The sequence below is a fragment of the Undibacter mobilis genome (assembly GCF_003367195.1).
GTDB classification, from domain to species: domain Bacteria; phylum Pseudomonadota; class Alphaproteobacteria; order Rhizobiales; family Xanthobacteraceae; genus Pseudolabrys; species Pseudolabrys mobilis.
Genome location: NZ_QRGO01000001.1, coordinates 615,220 through 637,940 on the forward strand (window position 1 = coordinate 615,220; position 22,721 = coordinate 637,940).

The following is a 22,721-nucleotide window of genomic DNA, read 5'->3' on the forward strand; positions in this document are numbered from 1 at the left end:
ACAAGGCAAGACTTCCAGAACACGCCGCGACGTGCAGCGCATCCTGTCAATGCGCCAGTCCGGCGGCGGCGTCAAACCGCTTCAGTACAACAGATCCTGTGTCAGCGTGCCGAGATGCTGGACCGCGCCGAGCGCGGCTTTCAGTTGGCCGCGCTGCTCAGCGTTCAGCGCCTTGACCTCCACCTTGTTGCCCGGCGGTTGACCGGCATGCATGTCAGCCAGTTGCTGCGCGAGGATCAGATCGAGGAAAACCGCCTGCGCGCGATCGAGCGCTTCGAGATCGGCGACGCTCCGCCCGAGCGTAACGGCGGCCGCGAGCCGCGCCGGCGTCGAGCGTTCGACCAGGTGATGACGAACGGCCAGCACGCGCGCGAGCGTGACGACGCCGAACAGGCCGGCGCGTTTCAGATCGATACGGCCGTTCTCGGTGCGGATTCCGCCGAGCAATGTCAGGCTGGGCGTGACCTCGCCGCCGGCTTCGGCGAGCAGCTTGGCGAACATGACGTTGCCTTGCGCAGCGTCGAAACCATCGCGCCAGATCTCGTTCGCCAGCCGCGCGTCGCCATAGACCGCAAGCAGGTCGAAGAAGATATCGACTGCGAGCAAGTCGGCCGGCGACGACCGTGTCAGCCACGACGCCAGCCGCGCCCGCCACGTAGCGAGCGAGCCGCGCCAGGACTCGTTCTTCGCCATCACGCCGCCGGTGCAATAGGGCACGCCGACTTCATGCAGGATGTCGGCGACGATGGTGGCGAAGTCCTTGAACCAGAGATCCTCAGTGCCGCCCGGCTCACCCTCGGCAAAGATGAGGGCATTATCCTGGTCCATCGCCAGCAGACTTTCGCCGCGCCCGGCCGAGCCGAGCACGCACAAGGCATAACGGCAGGGCGGCGCGCCTTTGCCTTCAGCCTGCATGCGCTGCTCGGCGAGCACGCCGGCACGCCGCGTCAGCGCGCCGAGTTCGCGCGAGATCACGGCGGCGATATCGCGCGCGCCGACGCCCTCAGCCAGCAGTCCTTCTGCCGCGCGCGGCAGCCGCGCCCAGGCGGCGCCAAGCTCGTGAACGTCCCCGGCGGTATCAACCGCATCGCCAAGAATGGTCAGTTCCTGCGCGCGCAACTTCAGGAGGTCGCGTGAACTGACGATGCCGCACACTTCGCCATCCTCGTTTTCGACCACGAGATGGCGCAGCTTGTGGCGGCTCATGCGGCCGAGCGCACGATAAACGAAAGCCGCGCGCGGCAGCGCGATCACCGGGCGGCTGGCGAAATGAACCACCGGTTCCTTGAGCGCATCGGGGCCTCGTTCGCCGAGTGCGCGCATGACGTCGCGTTCGGTGACGATGGCAGCGTCCGCAACGCGCAAGGGCGCGCCGGTCGCATCCGGCGCGATCAGCAGCGACGAGATCTTGTCGCGCACCATCACAGCGAGCGCATCCGACAAGGGCGTTGCCGCTGCAACGGTCTTGACCACCGGCGTCATGACATCGGCGACGCGATGCCGGTACGGATAGGTGTCGATACGATCGAGCGAGCCGCGCACGCGGCCGCGCGGTTGCGCCACGGCCTGCTCCCAGCCGGCGCGATGCTGATCGTCCAGCACTTCGGTCAGTGCGAAGCAAGCCTTCTCCGCTTCCGCCAGCGTGCGGATATTGCCTTCGCGCAGTTTCGGCAGCAGCGCGAGGAAAATACGCGCGGTGAGGATGGCATCGCCCACCGCCGAATGCCGGTCCGTCACGGTGACGTTGAGCCAGCTCGCCAGGTGTTCGAGCGTGTAGCCGCCGAGCCGCGGCTCCACTACCTGCGCCAGCAGCCGCGTGTCGAGCGTGCGCGGCGCGCGCCATGTCAGTCCGGCGCGTTCGCATTCGCGCTTGAGCACGGCCAGATCGAAGCCGAGCGTGTGACCGATCATCACCGCATCGCCGAACCGTTCGGCGAGCTTCGGCCAGACACCGGCGAAGGCCGGCGCGCCGGCAACCATGGCGTCGTCGATGTTGTGAATTTTCGTGGTCGCCGGCGGGATCGGCTCGCCGGGATTGACCAGATCGCGGAGGGCGCCAGGCTCGTCGAGCTTGCCGCCCTTGAGCGGCACCAGCCCGATCTCGACGATGCGGGCCTTGGCCGGATCGAGCCCGGTGGTCTCGGTGTCGACGACCACGGCATTCAGCGCAATCAGCGGCGTTGCATTGCCGGTTATCGCCATGTGCGCCCTCCCAAGCGATTCTGGTGACACGCAGCGTAGACCGGCCGTGAACCATCGCTAAATGATCCAGATCAGTCTGATTGCCGCAGGAAGACCGGCGTACCGCCCCGGAATCGGCCGCTACCCTTCTACGGTCAAGGCAGATAAAATAGCCAGTCAACGAGGGGCTTAGGCCCCTGTCCGGAGCGCCTGATGCTGCAAGGCTGGGTCGTTATAGCGGTTGCACTGGGCTATATCGGCCTTCTGTTCCTGGTCGCGAGTTACGGCGACCGCTTGCGCGGGCGCAGCCGCGTGCTGGGCACCGCCGCGCCGGGCGCCCCGGGCCTGGGCGCCGCCGGCCGCACCCGGCTGATGATCTACCCGCTGTCGCTGGCGATCTACTGCACGTCCTGGACCTTCTTCGGCTCGGTCGGCTCGGCCTCGCGCACCGGCTATGAATTCCTGACTATTTATATCGGCCCGGTCTTGATGATCGGCCTGTTCTCGCCGCTGCTGGTGCGCATCGTGCGGCTGGCCAAGGCGCAGAACATCACCTCGATCGCCGACTTCATCGCCGCGCGTTACGGCAAGGGCCAGGCGGTGGCGGCCACGGTGGCGCTGATCGCCATCGTCGGCACCATTCCCTATATCGCGCTGCAGCTCAAAGCCGTGTCGGCGTCGCTGGAAACCATCCTCGCCCACGTCACGCCGGCCGATGACATGTCGCGGCCGCTGCTCGGCGACATTGCGCTGTTCGTGGCGCTGTCGATGGCGACCTTCGCGGTCCTGTTCGGCACGCGCCATATCGACGCCACCGAACATCAGGACGGCCTGATGCTGGCGATCGCCACCGAGTCCATCGTCAAGCTGTTCGCTTTCCTCGCGGTCGGTATCTTCGTCACCTTCTGGATGTTCGACGGGCCGGACGCCCTGTTCGAGGCCGCGCGACAACACGCGCAGACCGCCGGCTTGCTGACGCGAGAACCGGCCTTCGACGTCTTTATCGCCACCACCTTCCTGTCTTTCATGGCAATCCTGCTGTTGCCGCGCCAGTTTCACGTCGCGGTCGTCGAGAACAACAACGAGGGCGAGATCCGCCGCGCCGCGTGGATGTTTCCGCTCTACCTCGTTTTGATCAACATCTTCGTGGTGCCGATCGCCATTGCCGGATTGCTCACCTTCAAGGGCAGCACCGTCGACAGCGACATGTTCGTGCTGGCGCTGCCGCTGCAAACCGGCTCCTACGTCCTGACCATCGCCGCCTTCGTCGGCGGCCTTTCGGCGGCGACCGCGATGGTGATCGTGGAGTCGGTGGCGCTGTCGATCATGATCTCGAACGATCTGATCATGCCGCTGGTGCTGCAACGGCGCAGCACGCTGCTGTCGGGACGCGACAATCTCGGTTCGCTGCTGCTGACGGTGCGGCGGCTGTCGATCTTCGCCATCCTGATCTTCGCCTATTTCTATTACCGTGCCGCCGGGCCCGCGCAGCTCGCCTCGATCGGCCTGTTGTCCTTCGCCGCGGTGGCGCAACTGGCGCCGGCCTTCTTCGGCGGCCTGTTCTGGCGGCGCGCCACGGCGAGCGGCGCCATCGCCGGCATGGTCGCCGGCATCGTGATCTGGGGCTACACGTTGCTGCTGCCGACCTTCGCCGACATCGGCGTCATCGGCCAGCGCATCCTCACCGAAGGGCCGTGGGGCATCGCCATGTTGCGGCCGCAGCATTTCCTCGGCCTCGATCTGTCGCCGCTGGTGCATGGCGTGGTGTGGAGCCTCGCCGTCAATGTCCTGTGCTACATCGGCTTCTCGCTGCGGCGCGAGCCCTCGCCGATCGAGCGCCTGCAGGCCAACACTTTCGTGCCGTCGGACCTGACGCCGATCGCGCCGAGCTTCCGCCTGTGGCGCTCGGCGGTGACGGTCGAGGAACTGACCGGCACCGTGGCGCGCTATCTCGGCGAGGAGCGCACCCGCACCTCGTTCGAAGTCTTCGCCAATACGCACCGCATCAGCCTCGACGCCAAGGACGAAGCCGACTTCCGCCTGGTGCGCCATGCCGAGCACATTCTCGCTTCCGCCATCGGCGGCGCGTCGTCGCGTCTGGTGCTGTCGCTGTTGCTGCGCAAGCGCACGGTGTCAACTAAGGCGGCGCTCAAGCTGCTCGACGACGCCTCGGCCGCGATCCAGTACAACCGCGAAATCCTGCAGACCGCGCTCGATCATGTGCGCCAGGGCATTGCGGTGTTCGACCGCGACCTGAAACTGATCTGCTGGAACCGGCAGTTCGGCGAAATTCTCGACCTGCCGCCGAGTCTGATCCGCGTCGGCAACGGGCTTCCCGACATCCTGCGCTTCAACGCCCAGCGCGGCGACGTCGCGCCGGACCGCATCGAAGGCCTCGTGCGCGCGCAGATCGAGCGCTACATCTCCGGCAACGACGTGTTCATGGAGCGCTCGGCCAACGGCGACCTGGTGATCGAGGTGCGCGCCAACCACATGCCCGACGGCGGCATCGTGACCACCTTCACCGACATCACCGCCAGCGTCGAGGCCGCCGAGGCGCTGGAGCGCTCCAACGAGACGCTGGAGCGCCGCGTGCGCGAGCGCACCGAAGAGCTCGAGCTGCTCAACGCCGAACTCGCCCGCGCCAAGGGCGAAGCCGACGCCGCCAACATCTCGAAAACCAAGTTCCTGGCCGCGGCGAGCCACGACATCCTGCAGCCGCTCAACGCCGCGCGGCTCTACGTCGCCAGCCTGATCGAGCGCGGCAGCCGCGACGACCGCAAGCTCGTCGACAATATCGATGCCTCGCTGGAAGCCGTCGAGGAAATCTTCAGCGCGCTGCTCGACATGTCGCGGCTCGATACCGGCGCCATGCGGCCGGAACTGTCGTCGTTCCGCATCGACGACATCATGCGGCAGATCGAACTCGAATTCGCGCCGCTGGCCGCCGCCAAGGGGCTCGAGCTCAAATTCGTGCCGTGTTCGCTGGTGGTCGGCTCGGATCGCCGGCTGCTGCGCCGCCTGGTGCAGAACCTCGTCTCCAACGCCATCAAATACACGCCGGCCGGCAAGGTGCTGATCGGCTGCCGCCGCATGGGCCGCGACCTGCGCATCGACGTCTACGACACCGGCGTCGGCATTCCCGAGTCCAAACGCCGCGACATCTTCATCGAGTTTCATCGCCTCGACCATGGCGCGCGTATCGCCCGCGGTCTCGGCCTCGGCCTGTCCATCGTCGAGCGTATCGCGCGCGTGCTGTCGCTCGCCGTCGATGTCGACGGCACGAAACGCGGCGGCTCGCATTTCGCCGTCACGGTGCCGCGCTCCAATGCCACGCCGGTGGCGCTGCCGGCGCGCAACGAAAGCCGCGTCGATCCAAGCCAGCTCGCCGGCACCACCGCGATCTGCATCGACAACGAGCCGGCGGTGCTCGACGGCATGGGTGTTCTGCTGCGCGGCTGGGGCTGCGAAGTGATCAAGGCCGGCGATCTGGAAACGGCGCTGCAAGCCCTCGGCACCAACACAACGCCGCCGAACGGGCTGCTGGTCGATTATCATCTCGACCAGGGCAACGGCATCGATGCGATCATCGCGCTGCGCGAGAGACTCGGGCCGCTGCCGGCGATCCTGATCACCGCCGACCGCACGCCCGCGGTGCGCGACCGCGCCCGCGCCGAAGACATTCAATTGCTGAACAAGCCGGTGAAACCGGCGGCCTTGCGCGCCTTGCTCGCGCAATGGCGCATGCTGCGCGTCGCGGCGGCGGAATGATTCTTTCTTGCTGATCCCTCCCCGTCTTAGGGGGGGATCAGAAAAATTACCCCTCGACGCCCGCGCCGTGAGGGAAGTGGCCGGCTTCGATCTTGGCAGCGGCGATCACGGCCTGGGTCCGGCTTTCGACACCGAGCTTCTGCAGAATCGCCGAGACATGCGCCTTCACGGTCGCCTCCGACACGCCGAGCTGGAAGGCGATCTGTTTGTTGAGCAGACCTTCGGACAACATCATCAGCACGCGAACCTGCTGCGGCGTCAGCGTCGCCATGCGCGCCATCAGCGCCGCCGTCTCGGCGTCCGAACCGGCGGACAGATCGACATCGCCCGGCGTCCACACACCGCCCTTGAGAATGTCGGAGATCGCGGTGCGAATGTCCTCGACCGGCAAGGTCTTCGGGATGAAGCCGGAAGCGCCGAACTCCATGCAGCGGCGGATCGCCGCCGGATCGTCATTGGCCGACACCACGATCACCGGCACCACCGGATATTCGGCGCGGATATACATCAGCCCGGAAAAGCCGCGCGCGCCGGGCATGTTGAGATCGAGCAGCACCAGATCGGTGTCGCCGCGATCGAGCAACGCCACCACTTCATCGAAAGAGCCGGCTTCCTGGATGTCCGCCGGATTGAGCAGCCCGGATACCGCCTCGCGCAATGCGCCGCGAAACAGCGGATGGTCATCGGCAATGACCAGCCTGTAGGTCTCGGTTTTTTCCACAGTCCGCTCTTTCTCTCGCAAATACGGCAACGGCCCGTGACCGCGGCCGAAGGCCTGAAATCGTCCGCCCCTTTTTCCCTGTTTAAGCGCCGCCTCGGCCGCCGCAAGGGCCTTCGGCCCGCGGTCCAGCCGGGCAAGCGTCATTGCGCCGCAAGCTAGCGGAAATACGTTTTAGTATCAACGCGATACCGAGGAACCCGATCAGACGGCCGTCGCCAGTGCCGGAAAACTCAAGCCGCCGGAGGCTTTGGTCAATTCGTCATGGATGTTGCACAACGTGACCATGAGATAGTTGCGCGTGGTTTCGAGATCGCGTCCGCGCAATTTCTCGTGGATCGGCATCAGGTCGAAATAGGGCTTGGCGTAGGGCTCGGGAATATCCATCGCCCGCTTCGGCGGATGCAGTGCGATCTGCTTGAGCCGCTGTGCGAGATCGGCCCGCAGCGCTTCCCACTCGGCCGGGCCCAAGGCCTGCGGCACGGGATAACGATCGAACACGGACAGCACCAACGACTCCAGACCGTCGAACTCGTCCTGCGCCGGGTGCGCGCCCTCGCGGCAAAGCACCGCATAGACGACTTCCGTCACCATCAAGAGGCCGAGCGGATAAGCGCGCCAGCGCGACACTTCGACCGCCGCATGGAAGCTCGGCTCCTTGAACAGCACCTTGGAGTAATGGCCGGCGCGCGCCCGTGAATATTCGTAGATCGCCTTCTGAATCAGAAAAGCGGCGTTGCGATCAATGAAATCGGCAAGTTCGTCACGGTCGCGAACAGCGGGACGACGACGGAAGATATCCAGGAGGGCCATTTGTTTGTTTTTCTATGCGCCCGCGAGGGCTGTTTTACTTCGCAGTTGCGAAATGAATTCTACCAAAAAACACAAGTTGAATCATAGGCGAAATCCCGCTGGATAGTCCTAAAGTAGTATAAAGACTCGCTAAGTCGCAGTGTTACCTTTGGTTTACGACAAATCCGCCGAAAGAGCGGAAGCGAGCGGCAGCTTGGGGGGATGTCGCGCCACTTTTTTCGTCGGCTCCCCTCAGAACGTCATCAACACCCGATCCGCCGTCCGGCGGACGGCCTTTCGAGGGAGAGGCAACGACCCATGAACTCACCAACAAACTCGACAACAAGCGATAACGACAAGGCGCACTGGGACAAGACCACCCGCCTGATGTTCACGCATCTCGGCCTGTGGTTCTTCTTCGGTTACGTGGTCCACATGTTCGTGGTCCCGCTGAACAAGATCACCATCCCGATCCTCAACTTCCCGCTCGGCTTCTACATGGCCGCGCAGGGCTCACTGATCGCCTTCGTGGTGATGCTGTTCATGTTTGCCAAGCAACAGAACGCCATCGACCGTGAATTCGGCGTCGCTGAAGACGAATAAGGGGGCGAACATGACAACAGCAACGGGCGGAAGCTCGGATTTCATCAAAAACCTGGGCCGGATGTACGCCACCTATACGGGCGGCTTCCTGGCCTTCATCATTCTGCTCGCCATCCTCGAACAGGTTGGCGTTCCGAACCGCATCCTCGGCTATCTGTTCGTGGGCTTCACGATCGTGGTCTACGCCGTCATCGGCGTTATGTCGCGCACCGCGGAAGTGTCCGAATACTACGTCGCAGGCCGCCGCGTTCCCGCGCTCTATAACGGCATGGCGACTGGCGCCGACTGGATGTCGGCGGCATCGTTCGTCGGTATGGCCGGCACGCTCTTCCTGCTCGGCTATGACGGCTTGGCCTGGGTGCTCGGCTGGACCGGCGGCTTCGTGCTGGTGTCGATCCTGATCGGCCCCTATCTGCGCAAATTCGGCGCCTACACGGTTCCGGACTTCATGGCGTTCCGCTTCGGCGGCAACGTCGCCCGCGGCATGGCCGTGCTGGTGCTGGTGTGCTGCTCGTTCACTTACGTGACCGCGCAGATCTTCGGCACCGGCATCATCGCTTCACGCTTCCTCGGCATGCAGTTCGAGGTGGCGGTGTTCGCGGGTCTCGCCGGCATTCTGCTGTGCTCGATGCTCGGCGGCATGCGGGCGGTGACCTGGACGCAGATCGCCCAGTACATCGTGCTCATCATCGCCTACCTCACGCCCATCGTCATCCTGTCGACGAAGCAGTATGGCATTCCGATTCCGCAGCTGACCTACGGCAACGCGATTGCGGAAATCACGGCTCGTGAAGGTGCGATGCTGGCATCGGGACTGGCGACGGCGGGCAACCTCAAGCCGCACATCCAGCCGTTCCTCAACTACACGCCGCTGAACTTCTTCGGCATCGTCGTGTGTATGATGATCGGTACGGCGTCGCTGCCGCACATTCTGATGCGCTACTTCACCACGCCCACCGTGCGTGAGGCGCGTCAGTCGGTCGCCTGGTCGCTGCTGTTCATCTTCCTGCTTTACTTCTCGGCGCCCGCTTACGCCGCGTTCTCGAAGCTGGAAGTGTACACCAACATCATCGGCCGCGATTTGACGCAGGTCCGTCCCTGGATGTTCTCATGGGGCGAACTGGGTCTGATCCAGATCTGCGGCAAGAACGCCGCCTCGATCGATGCCATCGTCGCCGCCTGTAAGGCGATCGCCGGGCATCCGGGCGTCGTCCGTCTGCAGGACTTCGTGATCAATACGGACGTTATCGTGCTCTCCACGCCGGAGATCGCGGGCCTGCCGTACGTGATCTCGGGTCTGGTCGCCGCCGGCGGTCTCGCCGCCGCGCTGTCGACCGCCGACGGTCTGCTGCTCGCCATCGCCAACGCGCTCTCGCACGACGTCTACTACAAGATGGTCGACCCGAGCGCGCCGACGGTGCGCCGTCTGCTCGTCGCCCGCATCCTGTTGCTGGTCGTCGCCGTGGCTTCCGCCTACACCGCTTCGACGCGGCCGGGCGACATCCTCGCGATGGTCGGATGGGCGTTCTCGCTCGCCATGGCCGGCAACTTCCCGGCGCTCATCATGGGCGTCTGGTGGAAGCGGACCACGGCGGCCGGGGCAGTGTGGGGCATGATCGCCGGCTTCGGCCTGTGCGTGTTCTACCTCGTCGTGACCCGTTACTTCCCGGGTGCGGGCGTGGCGTACTTCGGTATGTCGTCGCTCACCAACCCGGCCACGGGCGCGCCGCTGGTCGACCTCGCCAAGGCGATGGCCGCTCCGGGTGCGATGGACTCGTGGGTCCTCGTCTCGCATCCGCTCGCGAGCAAGGTCGGCTGGTTCGGCCTGACCAACATCGCGGCGGGCCTGCTCGGCATGCCGGTCGGCTTCCTCGTGATCTACGTGGTCAGCCTGATGGGCAAGGAGCCGTCCAAGGAAATGCAGGCTTACGTCGACGAGATCCGCAAGCCCCGTGGGCGTACGGTTCTCCAGGAAAAGACCTGATCGAACGCAAACGATCCGGACTGGAGCGGGGCCCTTCGGGGCCCCGCTTTTTTATCGGTTGCGGCAACGCGTAGCGCTTGCCATTGTCGGCCAAAGCAAGAGGAAGCGGCTCAGTGGATTCAAGCAACCCATCCTACTGGATCTATACCCTGCCGAACTTCGCGCTGGCCGTGGTGATGTACACCATGCTCGGCCGCGTTCTGCTCAGCCTGTTCGTCGATGCCGACTCGACGAATTACATCTGGCGTTTCTTCTGTCGCCTGACCGATCCGTTCGTCGCTGTTTTTTCTTATGTGACGCCGAAGGCAGCGCCGCCGGTGATCGTGTGGCTGTTCGGCTTCGTCTGGCTGTTCTGGCTGCGCGTCGGGCTGCTCTATCTGTTCCTGATGATGGGCGCGATCCCGAAGACGGGCTGACACCATGAACCGTAATTTCTTCTTCATCGGCATCGCCTTCTTCGGCATGGTCAATGGCATCTTCAATCAGATCGCCATCCTGTTCGCGCTCATTCATGTTCAGGTCCTTGCGCCGGCGCTGCTGTTCGGCTCGACCGGGCTGACGCTGATGTTTTCCTCGCTGATGGTGTCGACCGCGACCATCATTCTCGCCGGCATTCCCGCCGCACTCTACGAACGATTTTCCGGCGCCACGGACGACTCGACGCCGGTGTCGCTCTGGATCTGGCTCACTGGTACGGCGTTACTGACGCTGCCGGCGATGGGCAATTTCCTGGAATACGGTCTTTAAGGCCGGGCTCCGGGCACCGGATTAAGCCGCCGAAGCCGCGGAACAGAGCCCCGATCACAGGGTTGTGCTCGCCGAAGCTTGCCCGGGCCAGAGGCTCGCTGGCATACATATTGCTATTCTGGCTGCACAGAGGCGGGAGGATTCGTCAGGGGGCTCTTCACAGGAGAGACACCATGATCCCTTGCGAGCGTTACGCTCACTTCACATTGGTCCGCGATGCCAGCCTGTTCGCCGTGGCCGCGGTGATGTTCATGATCGGCTTCAGCTTCGAGCCGGCCCTGGCGTTCGACCTGGCCGCCACGGTGGCACTGGTCTTTGCCGTGTTGCAGATCGTCCGCGTCTCGCGGCTCACGGAAGATCGTTTTCGCCACAGCGAAGTCTGGCAGGCGCTGCGGCCCGACGAGCGGCCGGCCGGCGACAACGGCATCCGGATCGCGTGCGACGCCATGCAGAACATGATGCTGCGCTTCGCCAAGACGGCGGCCGGCACCTCCGTCATGCTTTATGGTGCTGGCCTGCTGCTGTCTCTGACCATCGGCTTCGACGGTCTTTGACGCCGCGCACACCTATTTGTGACAACAGAGCCGAACCTGGCGCGTTAGTCTTGGTGCGACGAAACACGGATTTCTGACGAGCATCCTATGGAGCCGATGCGGCGGGTCGCCTACGAGGTCGTGCAACGGGCCTGTCTGTTCGGCACACTGGCCATCTTCTGCGTCATGGTGGGAATGTCGTTCGACGCCCGGCTGGCCTTCCAGACCGGCGGCACGATGACCGCGGTGATGGCGCTCACGCTGATCTACAAGGCGCGCGAAGCACTGACCAAGCCCTACAACAAGACCGAGCTGTGGCTGTACCTGCCGGAGGACAAGCGTCCGCCGGCGGCGCAGGCGCAATGGGCGAGCGCGACCGTGCTGCGCGAGACCTACCTCACCTTTGCGCTGTGGACCGCGGCCATATCCATCGGCATGTGGGTGCTGGCGCTGGTCTTCCGGCTCGCCGGCTTTTGAGCGGCGATACTTATTTCCGGCTGCCGACAAACTGGAAGATCACCTCGCGCGAATGCGGCGCGCGGCGGTGTTCGATGAGATAGATGCCTTGCCAGGTGCCGAGCGCAAGCTTGCCGTCGGTCACCGGCACATGCAGCGTCACGCCGTTGAGCATCGCCTTGACATGCGCCGGCATGTCGTCGGGGCCTTCGGCGTCGTGGATCCACGGCGCCGCTTCCGGCGCCAGACGCTCCAGCGCCGTCGTCAGATCGGTCTGTACGTCGGGATCGGCGTTTTCCTGGATGGTCAGCGACGCCGAAGTGTGGCGCAGAAAAGCGAGGAACACGCCTTCGCCGGCGCCCGCCTGCGCCAGGAAGTCCCGGGCCGCGAAGGTTATATCGGTGAATCCGGTGCCGTGGGTGTCGACCCGCAGCGTCGCACTAAACACCGACTGCACGGCAGCTTCGCTGATGGGGGAAAGACGATCCGGCATAAGGAAGAAGCTAGTCCTTTTTCATCACGTCTTTCTGAAAGTCATAGACCATGTCGACGAAATGCCGCCATGCCCGCTCGACAGCGGCGCGGGCCCTCTCCATTTCGTCGCGCGTCGGGAAGCGCAACCGGCTGTCGTCATTGCCGGACCGCGGCGTCAGTTCGGCCTTAGGCCGCGGCGGCTCGGCGTTGGCCGTCCCCGACTTCAATTTCTCGATCTCGCTCTGTAGCCTGGCAATCTCGGCATCGAGCGCGGCGCGGTCATCCGGCGCCAGTTGGCAAGTCCAGCCTGCACTGCCCAGGCTGCAGAAACTGACCTGCCCGGTCGCACTGTCGAGCCTGAGATAGCCGCCTTCGGCGGGAGCAAAGCTGAAGCGACCGGCGCCGTGCGGCATAAGGTCCTTTGGCGCCTCGGCCGACGGCGGCTCCTTCGGTGGCTCTTTTAACGGCTCTTGCGCGAAGACAGTGCCCGCACCGAGAGCGACGCTGATGGCCAGGGCACGGAATGCAGTTCGCATCGCGAATATCCTCACGGTTCGAGGCGAAAAACCTGTCCGTGTCTAAATGCTAGCACCACAACAAGGCAGGCTCACGTCATCGGGCAGTCCGGTTGTCCCCGGGTAGCTTCCGCAGCGCACCCAATACCCCGGTTGATGCCGCTACGAATCGCGACTTTCCGACGCAATATCATAAGCTTATGACGGCGCCCCGCTTCCTTGACTCGGGGTGGGTCGATCAGTATGGTCCGCGCGGCTTTAAGGGCGGCGGTCGCTAAAATTCCCACGAAATCGCGGGTCAGAAGCATGTCTGATGGCTCGCGGAATCAGGACACACCGCCGGACGACGAGGCCGCTCTCTCCGCGAGACTCCAGCGTCTCGGCGACCGATTGGCGCAAGCCGACCGGCCTTCCGAACAAGAAACTGGTGCTCGGCAGACCGCGAATAACGCCGCCGGGTTCGCCCGCGGTTTCAGGCTGTCTTCCGAACTGGTCGCTGGTGTGCTTGTGGGGGCGATGATCGGCTGGCTTCTCGACCGCTGGCTCGGCATTTCGCCCTGGGGGCTCATCGTATTTCTGCTGCTCGGCTTCGCCGCCGGCGTCCTCAACGTGATGCGGGCTGCGGGTGTTATCCGCGATCCAAACCGGAACGACTAGAAGACCAGACATGGCCGACCCCATTCATCAATTCCAGATCGTGAACCTGTTTCCCGTCGCCAAGGTCGGCGAGACGCAGATCATGTTCACCAACTCGGCCGCCTTCATGGTCGCGGCCGTGACGGTCATCTCCATCTTCCTGATCGCCGGCGCCGCCAGCCGCAGCCTGGTGCCGGGTCGCCTGCAGTCGATGGCGGAGCTCAGCTACGAATTCGTCGCCAACGCCATCAGAAGTACCGCCGGCTCCGATGGCATGCGCTTCTTCCCGTTCGTATTCTCGCTGTTCATGTTCATTCTCACGGTGAACCTGATCGGCCTCATCCCCTACACCTTCACCGTGACCTCGCACATCATCGTCACCGTGACTTTGGCGATGTCGGTCTTCCTGACCGTGCTGATCTACGGCTTCTACAAGAACGGCCTGCACTTCTTTAATTTGTTCGTGCCGAAGGGCATTCCGATCTACATCCTGCCGCTGATCGTCGTGATCGAGGTCATTTCGTTCCTCTCGCGGCCGATCTCGCACAGCGTGCGTCTGTTCGCGAACATGCTGGCCGGGCACATCACGCTGAAAGTGTTTGCCGGCTTCGTCACCCTGCTCGGCAGCGCCGGCATCGTCGGCATCGCCGGTGCGGTCCTGCCGCTCGGCCTCGTCATCGCGCTGACCGCACTGGAGCTTCTGGTCGCGTTCCTGCAGGCTTACGTCTTCGCCATCCTCACTTGCATCTATCTCAACGATGCTATTCACCCGGGCCACTAAGGGCCCGACATACCTCGAAAGGGAGTCTTCCTATGGATCCAGTCGCAGCAAAGTACATCGGTGCCGGCATCGCTTGCATCGGCATGGCGGGCGCCGGTCTCGGCCTCGGCAACATCTTCGGCAGCTTCCTTCAGGGCGCGCTGCGTAACCCGTCGGCCGCGCAGAGCCAGTTCGGCAACCTGATTTTCGGCTTCGCCGTGACCGAAGCGCTCGGCATCTTCTCGCTGCTGGTCGCCCTCATCCTGCTGTTCGCCGTCTAAGCGGCGTCAAGCCGGCCGTTTAAGGGACCGTCATGGCAACCTCGACACACACCGAAGTGCCGTCTTCGCATGGAAAGGGCGTGTTTCCGCCCTTCGACCCGACGACGTTTCCTTCGCAGTTGGTGTGGCTCGTCCTGACCTTCGCCATCCTCTATGCGTTGATGGCGAAGGTGGCGCTGCCGCGGATCGGCGGCATCATCGAGGACCGGCAAAAGCGAGCCGCCGACGACGTCGCGGCGGCCGGCAAGCTGAAAGCCGAATCGGAAGCGGCGGTCGCCGCCTACGAGAAGGCGCTGGCCGAGGCCCGCGCCCGCGCCCAGGTGATCGCGACCGAAACCCGCGACAAGCAGGCGGCGGAAGCGGAAGCCTCGCGCAAGGCGCTTGAAGATCAGCTCAACGTCAAGCTGGCCGATGCCGAAAAGACCATCGCCAGCACCAAGCAGAAGGCGATGGCCGAAGTTCGCGGCATTGCCACCGACGCCGCCAAGGCGATCGTCGAGCGTCTGACCGGCAAGGCGCCGGCCGATGCCGCGATCTCTTCCGCCGTCGACACCGCGCTCAAGAGCTAAAGGACGGCGCCATGCATCTTCTCGCTGAAGCCGAAACCTGGGTTGCCGTCGCCTTCGTGATCTTCCTCGGCGTGCTGGTCTATATCGGCGTGCCGAAACTGATCGCCAAGGCGCTCGACGACCGCGCCGCCCGCATCAAGGCGGAGCTCGACGACGCCCGCAAGCTCAAGGAAGAAGCGGCCGCCCTGCTTGCTGAATATCAGCGCAAGCGCTCGGCCGCCGAAGCCGAAGCCGAGAGCATCATCGCCGGCGCCAAGGACGAAGCCGTCCGCATGGCGGCGGAAGCCAAGGCCAAGATCGAAGAGTTCGTCGCCCGCCGCACCAAGATGGCCGAAGCGAAGATCGCTCAGGCGGAGGCGCAGGCGACGGCAGATGTTCGTGCCGCCGCCGCCGACGCCGCCGTCGCCGCCGCCGAGAAGATCCTCGCGGCCGAGACCAAAGGCGCGCTGGCGGGCGAGCTGATCGCCAAGGGTATCGAGGACGTCCGCAAGAAACTCAACTGAGCGGCGTTCCCCCTCCCGGGATTGAAAAACGGCGCCCCTGCGGGCGCCGTTTTTGTTCGGGACGCCTCAAGGCAAGCCCCTCTTTTACCACGGTAAAACGAGTCCGAGCCGTTGCGATTGGGGCGAGTTCCGCTCCTTGCATACCGATTCGGGCGGATTAAGCTCACACCGAGCGATTCGTTTGTGGCGTCCCGCGTTGCGGCCTTTTCCGGCCGCCCTTTGTAAGCGTCAGCATCAACACAATTCGAGCTATGCCGGAGAGTCCGGCCACGTTTCGGGGGACCCGTGGTCATCTTCGATTGCAATGGCGTGCTCGTGGACAGCGAGCCGCTCGCCACCGCGGTCGTGTCGCAGGAATTCATGCGCGCCGGCTTCGCGCTGACGCCTGACCTTGTCGCGCGCTATTTCGCCGGCCGCCGGCAATCGGACATGTTCGCCGAAGTCGAGATCGCGGCCGGCCGCAAGCTGCCCGCCGGCTTCGCCGAGACCGTCACCGCCGCCACCTTGCAGAAGTTCCGTACCGAACTGCGCGCCACGACCCATGTCGCGCATGCGCTGTCCTGGTTGCGCGGACCGAAATGCGTGGCCTCGTCGTCACCGATCGAGCGCATTCGCGCCAGCCTCGAGACCACCGACCTGTTGCGCTTCTTCGAACCGAACCTGTTCTCCGCCAACGACGTGTCGAACGGCAAACCGGCGCCGGACCTGTTTCTTCATGTCGCGGGCCGGATGCGGGTCAATGCCGGCGACTGTCTGGTCGTCGAGGACTCGCCGGCCGGCGTCACGGCCGCGGTCATGGCTGGCATGACGGTGATCGGCTTCGTCGGCGGCAGCCACGCCGGAGCACGTCTCGGCCAGCAACTGAGCGAGGCCGGCGCGCGCGCCGTGATCTCCGACATGCGCGCCCTCAAGAGCACGGTCGTCGATCTCCGCGGGTGGTGAGACCTACCGCCGCTTGCGCGGGGCCGGCTTCTTTTGCTGCGCCGCCAGCGTGTCGAAGCCGATATAGACCACATAAGCATCAAGCAGCGCCGGCGGTGACGGCACAGGAAAGCTCAGGCCTTCCTCGATATGCGTGAAGTTGACGCGATCCACCGCCGAGGTGATCTCGACAGGGATTGATACGAATTTCGAAGCAACCGGCTTCGGCGTCACGCCTTCCTGCACCACCGCCATGCGCAGCGGCACGTCGACTTTGCCGGGCCCGCCGACGGGTCCGGTGATGACGCGGCCTTCAACGCCGACCTTCATGGTCATGACGCCGGCGGCGACGTGACACTCACGGGCGAAGCGGATGATCGTGCCCTGGTAACGCAGGTTGACCGCGCCCGGCTCGCCTTCGGCGGTGGCCTTGGTTTCGTTGCCGATCGACAGCACCGCGGCGCCGGTGCGGACCTGAACCGCCGGACACTCGTATTCGGTATTGGCGGCGGCAGCATTAGTCGGGGCGCCATCCAGCGCGGCTTCGGTGGTCGCCTTGTTGGAATCGAAAATATTGAGCGACGACAGGTTCGCGCCGCAGCCGGCGAGCAGCAATGTCAGCGCCGCGGCGGCTGGCAGCGCAGCACGCCGCCGGATTGTCCCCTGCCCTCGTTCGTTCATGTCCCCAGCCATCGTTGCGCTCGCGTCTTCTTCAGGAGTGATATTAGGCGGCCCCTTGCCGGGCTGCCGGCCCGGTGGGCTAACGCCCTGCGCTCTATAGCAAATCAAGCGTGGCAAGCCCAAGGCGGCAAAAAGGGCGGCCAGTCGCCGCAGCCCTCAAGGATCGTCCGACACCCGGGCATAGAGCAGGTGGTCGTGCCAGACCCCGTTGATACAGAGATAGCGTCGGGCATAGCCCTCGCGGGTGAATCCGCACTTCTCGAGCAGCCCGATGGAAGGTTTGTTGGTCGGGATGCAGGCGGCCTCGACCCGGTGCAAACGCAGGGCGCCAAAGGAGTAGGTCAGCAGGGCGCGGACCGCCGCGCTCATGTGGCCGCGATGGGCGAAAGGGGCCCCGATCCAGTAACCGAGGCTGCCGGCCTGGGCGACGCCGCGCCGGATATTGGCCAGCGTCAGGCCGCCGACCAGCGCGCTATCGCCGGCGCGGAACACCAGGAAGGCGTAGGCCAGATCGTTGCGCTGGTCGTCCTGATAGCGGCGCAGCCGCCGGCGGAAGGAACCGCGGGTCAGGTCGTCGGGCGGCCAGATCGGCTCCCAGGGGGTGAGGAATTCGCGGCTCTGCTCACGCAAGGCGGCCCAGGCGGGGAAATCACCAAGCTGCGGCATCCGCAAATAGATGCCCTCGCCGGTGATGGCCGGTGTCGTGTCAGCAAATCCGACAGTGCGGAAGAACGCCATTCGCCTTGATCCGCGTCCGGCCCGCCTGAACGGCTCAGGCGGCCGGACGAACCAGACTTTCGGCAATCGCGGCGGTGCTTTCAAGCCCATTGCCGGGGCCGAGCGCGGCAATAGCCGGGCGGCCACGGCCGATCAGGGCCCGGCCCGCTGCGCGGGCGCTGTCCACGGTGACGGCTTCGACCCGGGCCACGATCTCGTCCAGCGGCACCGGACGGCCATAGGCCAGCATCTGGCGCGCGAGCTGGCCAAGCCGGGCTTCCGAGCTTTCCAGCGTCATCAGCAGACCCGCCTTCATTTGCGCCTTGGCGCGGGCCACTTCAGCCTCGTTGAGGGTTTCGGTGGCGCTCTCGATCTGATCTATGACGACGCGCATCAGCTCCGGCGCATCGGCTTCATCAGTGCCGGCGTAAAGCCCGAACAAACCCGTATCCGAATAAGGCATGTGGAACGCCTGAATGGTGTAGCAGAGGCCGCGGATCTCACGCACTTCCTGGAACAGGCGCGAGGACATGCCGCCGCCGAGCACGCTGGTGAACACCTGCAGGCTGTAAAGCTGGGGGTCCTTCACCGGCACGCCTTCAAGCGCCAGCGCGATATGCACTTGCTCGAGATCGCGCGACTCCACCCGGGTGCCGCCGCCGAAACGCGCCGCCTGATGGTCGGGCGCATCCGGGCCAGCGAAGCTGTCGAAGCGCTTCACGACATCATCGACGATCTGCTGATGATCGACCGCACCGGCCGCTGCGACCAGCATGTTCGGCGAGCGGTAATTGCGGTTGAGATAGGCGCGCAGGCTCTTGGCGCTGAAGCCGCGCACGGTCTCGGGCGTACCGAGAATGGAGCGGCCGATCGGCTGGTCCGGAAAGGCGGTTTCCTGCAAGCGGTCGAACACCAGATCGTCCGGCGCGTCTTCGGTTGCGCCAATCTCCTGGGTGATGACGTTCTGCTCGCGGCGCAGTTCTTCCGGATCGAAGGTCGGCTCGGACAGGATGTCCGACAGCACGTCGAGCGCCAGCGGCACGTCGGCCTTCAGCACGCGCGCGAAATAGCCGGTGTTCTCGATCGAAGTCGCGGCGTTGAGATCGCCGCCGACCGCCTCGATGGTTTCGGCGATCTGGCGCGCGGTGCGGCGCTTGGTGCCCTTGAAGGCCATGTGTTCGAGAAGGTGCGAAATGCCGTGTTCGTCCGCCGCCTCGTCCCGGCTGCCGGCGCCGACCCAGACGCCAAGCGATGCCGATTCCAGATGCGGCATGCGATCGGTCACGACAGCCAGACCGGACGGCAATTTCGTAACTTCAACGGTCATACACCAGCTCCATCACGCGCCGCGCGAGAGGCGCTGGCGACGAATTGCTCGATTTTGGCCTGATCGGCCGGCAGCACGGTAAAACGCTCGGCCTTGTTCGGCAGGTCAGACAGCCAATCTGGGAGCCCGGGCTCGACACCGCAAGCCGCCTTGACCGCATCCGGGAACTTGGCCGGATGGGCGGTCGACAGCACCACCATGGGCACCTTGGGGTCGCGTGTCTCTTTCTCGGCCACCGCCAGCGCCACCGCGGTGTGCGGATCGGCGCAATAGGAGGCCTCTTTCATCCAGGCGCGGATTTCGGCATCGACTTCCTGTTCGTCGGCGCGGTCGGCCGAGAACAGCGTACGCATTTCCTTCAGCGCCTCGCCCGGCACCGAGAAGCGGCCGGACTGCGCCAGCGAACCCATCAGCGCATTGACCTTGGCGGCATCGCGGCCGCAGGTTTCATACAGCAGGCGCTCGAAATTCGACGACACCTGGATATCCATCGACGGCGACGAGGTGGCCACCACCTGGCGCGTCTCGTAATCGCCGGTGGCGAGCGTGCGCGCGAGGATGTCGTTGACATTGGTGGCGACGACCAGGCGATCGACCGGCAGGCCCATCTTGCTGGCGACATAGCCGGCATAGACGTCGCCGAAATTGCCCGTCGGCACCGTGAACGCGATGCGCCGGTGCGGCGCGCCGAGCGCGACAGCGGCCGTGAAGTAATAAACGGCCTGCGCGACGATACGGCCCCAGTTGATCGAGTTGACACCGGACAGGCGCACGCGATCGCGGAAGGCGTGATGATTGAACATCGCCTTCACCAGCGCCTGGCAATCGTCGAACGTGCCTTCCACCGCAATGGAATGAACGTTGTCGTCGGTCGGCGTCGTCATCATGCGCCGCTGCACGTCGGAGATGCGGCCATGCGGATAGAGCGCGACGACATCGACCTGATCCCGTCCGCGGAAAGCTTCGACGGCGGCGCCGCCGGTGTCGCCGGAGGTCGCGACGACGATCGTCGTGCGCTCGCCGCGCTGCTTCAGGACATGGTCCATGAGCCGCGCCACGAGCTGCATGGCGAGGTCCTTGAACGCCAGCGTCGGGCCGTGGAAGAGCTCGAGAACGAACAGGTTGTCGCCGAGTTGCACCAGCGGCGCGACCGCCGGGTGGCGGAAGGAGCCGTAGGCCTCATGCGCGATGCGGGCGAGATCGACCTCGGCAATGGCGCTGCCGACGAAGGGCTTGATCACCTCGACCGCAACCTCGGCATAGGGCCGGCCGGCAAAGCCGGCGATGGTCGCCGGCGACAGCCGCGGCCACGAGTACGGGACATAAAGCCCGCCGTCGCGAGCCAGACCGGAAAGCATCGCCTCGACGAAATCGAGCCGGGCGGGCGCGCCCCGAGTTGATATGTAATGCATTGATTTTGTTGACTGTCTCGGAAAGCTGGGATCGTCGAGGGCACCCTAGCCTTGGCCCGCGGCCGGCACAAGCAAGGCCCGCTCAGCGCCGGCGCAACCGGCCGGCCAGCCAGACGCCGTAGACCCAGAGCAATGCGAGCGCCAGACCGTACCAGGTGAGCGCATATTGCCAGTGATTATTCGGCAGCTTGACGTCGATTGCGCCGGGCTTCGGCAAGCCGCCGGCCGGCACCGGCAGTTCCTGATCGATGTAGAACGGCGCATCGACCGTCCAGCCATTGGCGGCGGCCATGGTCTTGGGATCGCGGGTGAAGAAGACATTGGCCTTCACGTCATCCTCCGGCGCGAACAGACCCCGGCTCTCGGGCCAGCGTATATAGCCGACGATCTCGACCGGCCCCGCCGGTGTTCCTTGCGAACGCGTCGCCGCGTCCTTGCGACCGGTCGGCACGAAACCGCGATCGACCAACACGACGGCACCGTCGGCGAGGCGCGCCGGTGCGAAGACCCAGTAGCCCTGGACCGTGACATCGGGCCGGAGCGACGAACCCGCGGTGTAGACGAAGGCTTCGCCGGGCAGCCATGTCGCGGTGAACTTTACACGCGCATATTCGCTGTCCGCCTCGGTGAGCGCCGGCCACTGCGCGCGCGGCGGCAGCGCCTGCGGCGGCTGATCGATACGCGCCGTCAGCGTGGCGATGAGATTTTCTTTCCACGCCTTGCGCTGCAGCTGCCATGTACCCAGCGACAGCAGCAGCAACAGGCCCAGCGCCGCGGCGATGCTCGCCGTGACGATGTTGCGCCTGCTGACTGCCTTGGCGTCGGTCACTGATCGTCCTTGCGCGTGAGCTGACCCGGCGCCGCCTTGTGATGGAACTGCAAGGCGATCAACAGGCCCTTGATCAGGCGCAGCGGCGGCAAGGTCAGCAGCAGGATCAGCGGCAGCCACAGTGCGGCATGAAGCCAGTAAGGCGGCTGATAGACCACTTCGACGATCAGCGCCGCCATGACGACAAGAGCACCGCCGATCAGGATGACGAACACGGCAGGACCATCGCCGGCATCGGCGAAACCGTAGTCGAGCCCGCATTTGTCGCAGGCCGGCCGCAGCGCCAGGAAGCCATCGAACATCTTGCCCTCACCGCAGCGCGGACAGCGCCCCATCAGGCCGCGCTTGATCGGCAACCCGATCATGGAATTGTCGGACATCTCAATACCTCCAAAGCAAAAGGGCGGCGTCGCCGCCGCCCTTCGCTGAGTGTGATCGCTCGCGCGGACTCAGTGAGCCGCGGCGTGGCCGCCGCCGTGACCCCAGACATAGATCGCGGCGAACAGGAACAGCCAGACGACGTCGACGAAGTGCCAGTACCAGGCGGCAAACTCGAAACCGAGATGCTGCTTCGGCGTGAAGTGACCTGCCAGCGCCCGGAACAGACAGACGATCAGGAAGATCGTGCCGATGATGACATGCGCGCCGTGGAAGCCGGTCGCCATGAAGAAGGCGGCGCCGTACATGTTGCCGCTGAAGGCGAAGGTGGCGTGCATGTACTCGTAGGCCTGCACGCAGGTAAAGATCAGGCCGAGGCCGATGGTGAGGATGAGACCCCACTTGAGGCCCTGCCGGTCGTCTTCGAGCAGCGCGTGGTGCGCCCAGGTCACGGTGGTGCCCGAGGTCAGAAGGATCAGGGTGTTCAGCAGCGGCAGGTGCCACGGGTCGAAGGTCTCAATACCCTTCGGCGGCCAGACGCCGCCGGTGAAGGCCATGCGGGCGACATCATGCGCCTCGTTGGGGAACAGGGCCGTGTTGAAATAGGCCCAGAACCAGGCGACGAAGAACATCACTTCGGATGCGATGAACAGGATCATGCCGTAGCGGTGCGAGATCTGCACGACGCGGGTGTGGAAGCCGCCGAACTGGGCTTCGCGCACCACATCGCGCCACCAGGCGATGAAGGTGTAGAGCACCGCCAGCGTGCCGGCGCCGAACACAAGCGGAGCCGCCGCATAGAGGTGGTGCATCCAGCTGATGGCGCCGAAGGCCATGACGAAGGCCGCCAGCGAACCGACCGCCGGCCACGGCGACGGATCGACCAGGTGGTAGTCGTGTTGCTTGGTATGTGCCTCGGCCATTGTCGTCTCC

At 64.8% G+C, this 22,721-nt stretch carries 25 protein-coding genes; 13 read left to right on the forward strand and 12 right to left on the reverse strand.

The genetic code is table 11. The annotated features are described in order from the left end of the window. Positions 1 to 81: 81 nt before the first annotated feature. Entirely contained in the window at positions 82 to 2,202 is a 2,121-nt protein-coding gene (locus DXH78_RS02905) for a DUF294 nucleotidyltransferase-like domain-containing protein (RefSeq protein ID WP_115515648.1), read from the reverse strand. Between the two features lie 192 nt (positions 2,203 to 2,394). On the opposite strand from DXH78_RS02905, the gene DXH78_RS02910 reads away from it, so the two are divergent. Further along, the gene (locus DXH78_RS02910) at positions 2,395 to 5,952 is read left to right on the forward strand and encodes a hybrid sensor histidine kinase/response regulator (RefSeq protein WP_115515649.1); all 3,558 of its coding nucleotides are present in this window, start codon (positions 2,395 to 2,397) and stop codon (positions 5,950 to 5,952) included. A 46-nt stretch (positions 5,953 to 5,998) separates the two neighbouring features. Here DXH78_RS02910 and DXH78_RS02915 read toward each other — a convergent pair whose 3' ends face one another. Together DXH78_RS02915 and DXH78_RS02920 are read right to left on the reverse strand one after the other, a co-directional pair. Continuing rightward, positions 5,999 to 6,673 carry a response regulator transcription factor gene (locus DXH78_RS02915; RefSeq protein ID WP_245416714.1) on the reverse strand — a complete coding sequence of 225 codons (675 nt, stop codon included), beginning with the start codon at positions 6,671 to 6,673 and terminating at the stop codon, positions 5,999 to 6,001. A gap of 201 nt (positions 6,674 to 6,874) precedes the next feature. After that, a complete protein-coding gene (locus tag DXH78_RS02920) occupies positions 6,875 to 7,483 on the reverse strand; it encodes a hypothetical protein (protein ID WP_115515651.1) in 609 nt (202 codons plus the stop codon). Between the two features lie 297 nt (positions 7,484 to 7,780). Between DXH78_RS02920 and DXH78_RS02925 the strand changes: the two genes are divergently transcribed. The 6 genes from DXH78_RS02925 (at position 7,781) to DXH78_RS02950 (ending at position 11,806) form a co-directional block, all read left to right on the forward strand. Continuing rightward, the gene (locus DXH78_RS02925; RefSeq protein WP_115515652.1) at positions 7,781 to 8,065 is read left to right on the forward strand and encodes a DUF4212 domain-containing protein; all 285 of its coding nucleotides are present in this window, start codon (positions 7,781 to 7,783) and stop codon (positions 8,063 to 8,065) included. A 10-nt stretch (positions 8,066 to 8,075) separates the two neighbouring features. Beyond that, positions 8,076 to 10,049, forward strand: a complete 1,974-nt coding sequence (locus tag DXH78_RS02930; RefSeq protein ID WP_115515653.1) for a sodium:solute symporter family protein — start codon at positions 8,076 to 8,078, stop codon at positions 10,047 to 10,049. A 113-nt stretch (positions 10,050 to 10,162) separates the two neighbouring features. Then, a complete protein-coding gene (locus DXH78_RS02935; RefSeq protein WP_115515654.1) occupies positions 10,163 to 10,465 on the forward strand; it encodes a YggT family protein in 303 nt (100 codons plus the stop codon). Between the two features lie 4 nt (positions 10,466 to 10,469). Further along, the gene (locus DXH78_RS02940; RefSeq protein WP_115515655.1) at positions 10,470 to 10,796 is read left to right on the forward strand and encodes a hypothetical protein; all 327 of its coding nucleotides are present in this window, start codon (positions 10,470 to 10,472) and stop codon (positions 10,794 to 10,796) included. Between the two features lie 173 nt (positions 10,797 to 10,969). Beyond that, entirely contained in the window at positions 10,970 to 11,350 is a 381-nt protein-coding gene (locus DXH78_RS02945) for a hypothetical protein (protein WP_115515656.1), read from the forward strand. A 96-nt stretch (positions 11,351 to 11,446) separates the two neighbouring features. After that, entirely contained in the window at positions 11,447 to 11,806 is a 360-nt protein-coding gene (locus tag DXH78_RS02950; protein WP_147292563.1) for a hypothetical protein, read from the forward strand. Positions 11,807 to 11,816: 10 nt separating this feature from the next. Here the strand turns inward: DXH78_RS02950 and DXH78_RS02955 are convergent, their stop codons facing one another. Then, positions 11,817 to 12,278, reverse strand: coding sequence for a secondary thiamine-phosphate synthase enzyme YjbQ (locus DXH78_RS02955; RefSeq protein WP_115515658.1), 462 nt, complete (start codon positions 12,276 to 12,278; stop codon positions 11,817 to 11,819). Positions 12,279 to 12,288: 10 nt separating this feature from the next. Next, positions 12,289 to 12,795 carry a hypothetical protein gene (locus tag DXH78_RS02960; protein ID WP_115515659.1) on the reverse strand — a complete coding sequence of 169 codons (507 nt, stop codon included), beginning with the start codon at positions 12,793 to 12,795 and terminating at the stop codon, positions 12,289 to 12,291. Between the two features lie 285 nt (positions 12,796 to 13,080). On the opposite strand from DXH78_RS02960, the gene DXH78_RS02965 reads away from it, so the two are divergent. The 6 genes from DXH78_RS02965 (at position 13,081) to DXH78_RS02990 (ending at position 16,465) form a co-directional block, all read left to right on the forward strand. Further along, positions 13,081 to 13,431, forward strand: coding sequence for an AtpZ/AtpI family protein (locus tag DXH78_RS02965; RefSeq protein ID WP_115515660.1), 351 nt, complete (start codon positions 13,081 to 13,083; stop codon positions 13,429 to 13,431). 10 nt (positions 13,432 to 13,441) lie between these two features. Beyond that, positions 13,442 to 14,191, forward strand: a complete 750-nt coding sequence (locus tag DXH78_RS02970; protein WP_115515661.1) for a F0F1 ATP synthase subunit A — start codon at positions 13,442 to 13,444, stop codon at positions 14,189 to 14,191. A gap of 32 nt (positions 14,192 to 14,223) precedes the next feature. Next, complete coding sequence (locus tag DXH78_RS02975; RefSeq protein WP_115515662.1) at positions 14,224 to 14,451, forward strand: F0F1 ATP synthase subunit C; 228 nt, start codon at positions 14,224 to 14,226, stop codon at positions 14,449 to 14,451. 32 nt (positions 14,452 to 14,483) lie between these two features. Continuing rightward, the gene (locus DXH78_RS02980) at positions 14,484 to 15,020 is read left to right on the forward strand and encodes a F0F1 ATP synthase subunit B (RefSeq protein ID WP_115515663.1); all 537 of its coding nucleotides are present in this window, start codon (positions 14,484 to 14,486) and stop codon (positions 15,018 to 15,020) included. Between the two features lie 11 nt (positions 15,021 to 15,031). Then, entirely contained in the window at positions 15,032 to 15,523 is a 492-nt protein-coding gene (locus DXH78_RS02985) for a F0F1 ATP synthase subunit B family protein (RefSeq protein WP_115515664.1), read from the forward strand. Between the two features lie 285 nt (positions 15,524 to 15,808). Further along, the gene (locus DXH78_RS02990) at positions 15,809 to 16,465 is read left to right on the forward strand and encodes an HAD family hydrolase (protein ID WP_115515665.1); all 657 of its coding nucleotides are present in this window, start codon (positions 15,809 to 15,811) and stop codon (positions 16,463 to 16,465) included. Between the two features lie 3 nt (positions 16,466 to 16,468). On the opposite strand, the gene DXH78_RS02995 is transcribed toward DXH78_RS02990, so the two are convergent. The 7 genes from DXH78_RS02995 to DXH78_RS03025 form a co-directional block, all read right to left on the reverse strand. Further along, complete coding sequence (locus DXH78_RS02995) at positions 16,469 to 17,137, reverse strand: hypothetical protein (RefSeq protein ID WP_168192689.1); 669 nt, start codon at positions 17,135 to 17,137, stop codon at positions 16,469 to 16,471. Between the two features lie 144 nt (positions 17,138 to 17,281). After that, positions 17,282 to 17,863, reverse strand: a complete 582-nt coding sequence (locus DXH78_RS03000) for a GNAT family N-acetyltransferase (RefSeq protein ID WP_115515667.1) — start codon at positions 17,861 to 17,863, stop codon at positions 17,282 to 17,284. A 34-nt stretch (positions 17,864 to 17,897) separates the two neighbouring features. Beyond that, positions 17,898 to 19,169: a M16 family metallopeptidase gene (locus DXH78_RS03005; RefSeq protein ID WP_115515668.1), complete on the reverse strand. Its 1,272-nt coding sequence runs from the start codon at positions 19,167 to 19,169 to the stop codon at positions 17,898 to 17,900. Next, positions 19,166 to 20,581, reverse strand: coding sequence for a threonine synthase (thrC, locus tag DXH78_RS03010; protein ID WP_115515669.1), 1,416 nt, complete (start codon positions 20,579 to 20,581; stop codon positions 19,166 to 19,168). Before thrC ends, DXH78_RS03005 begins: the two co-directional genes overlap by 4 nt. 82 nt (positions 20,582 to 20,663) lie before the next feature. After that, the gene (locus tag DXH78_RS03015) at positions 20,664 to 21,410 is read right to left on the reverse strand and encodes an SURF1 family protein (RefSeq protein WP_115515670.1); all 747 of its coding nucleotides are present in this window, start codon (positions 21,408 to 21,410) and stop codon (positions 20,664 to 20,666) included. Beyond that, the gene (locus tag DXH78_RS03020; RefSeq protein ID WP_115515671.1) at positions 21,407 to 21,790 is read right to left on the reverse strand and encodes a DUF983 domain-containing protein; all 384 of its coding nucleotides are present in this window, start codon (positions 21,788 to 21,790) and stop codon (positions 21,407 to 21,409) included. Before DXH78_RS03020 ends, DXH78_RS03015 begins: the two co-directional genes overlap by 4 nt. 69 nt (positions 21,791 to 21,859) lie before the next feature. After that, positions 21,860 to 22,711 carry a cytochrome c oxidase subunit 3 gene (locus DXH78_RS03025; protein WP_115515672.1) on the reverse strand — a complete coding sequence of 284 codons (852 nt, stop codon included), beginning with the start codon at positions 22,709 to 22,711 and terminating at the stop codon, positions 21,860 to 21,862. Between the last annotated feature and the right edge of the window lie 10 nt (positions 22,712 to 22,721).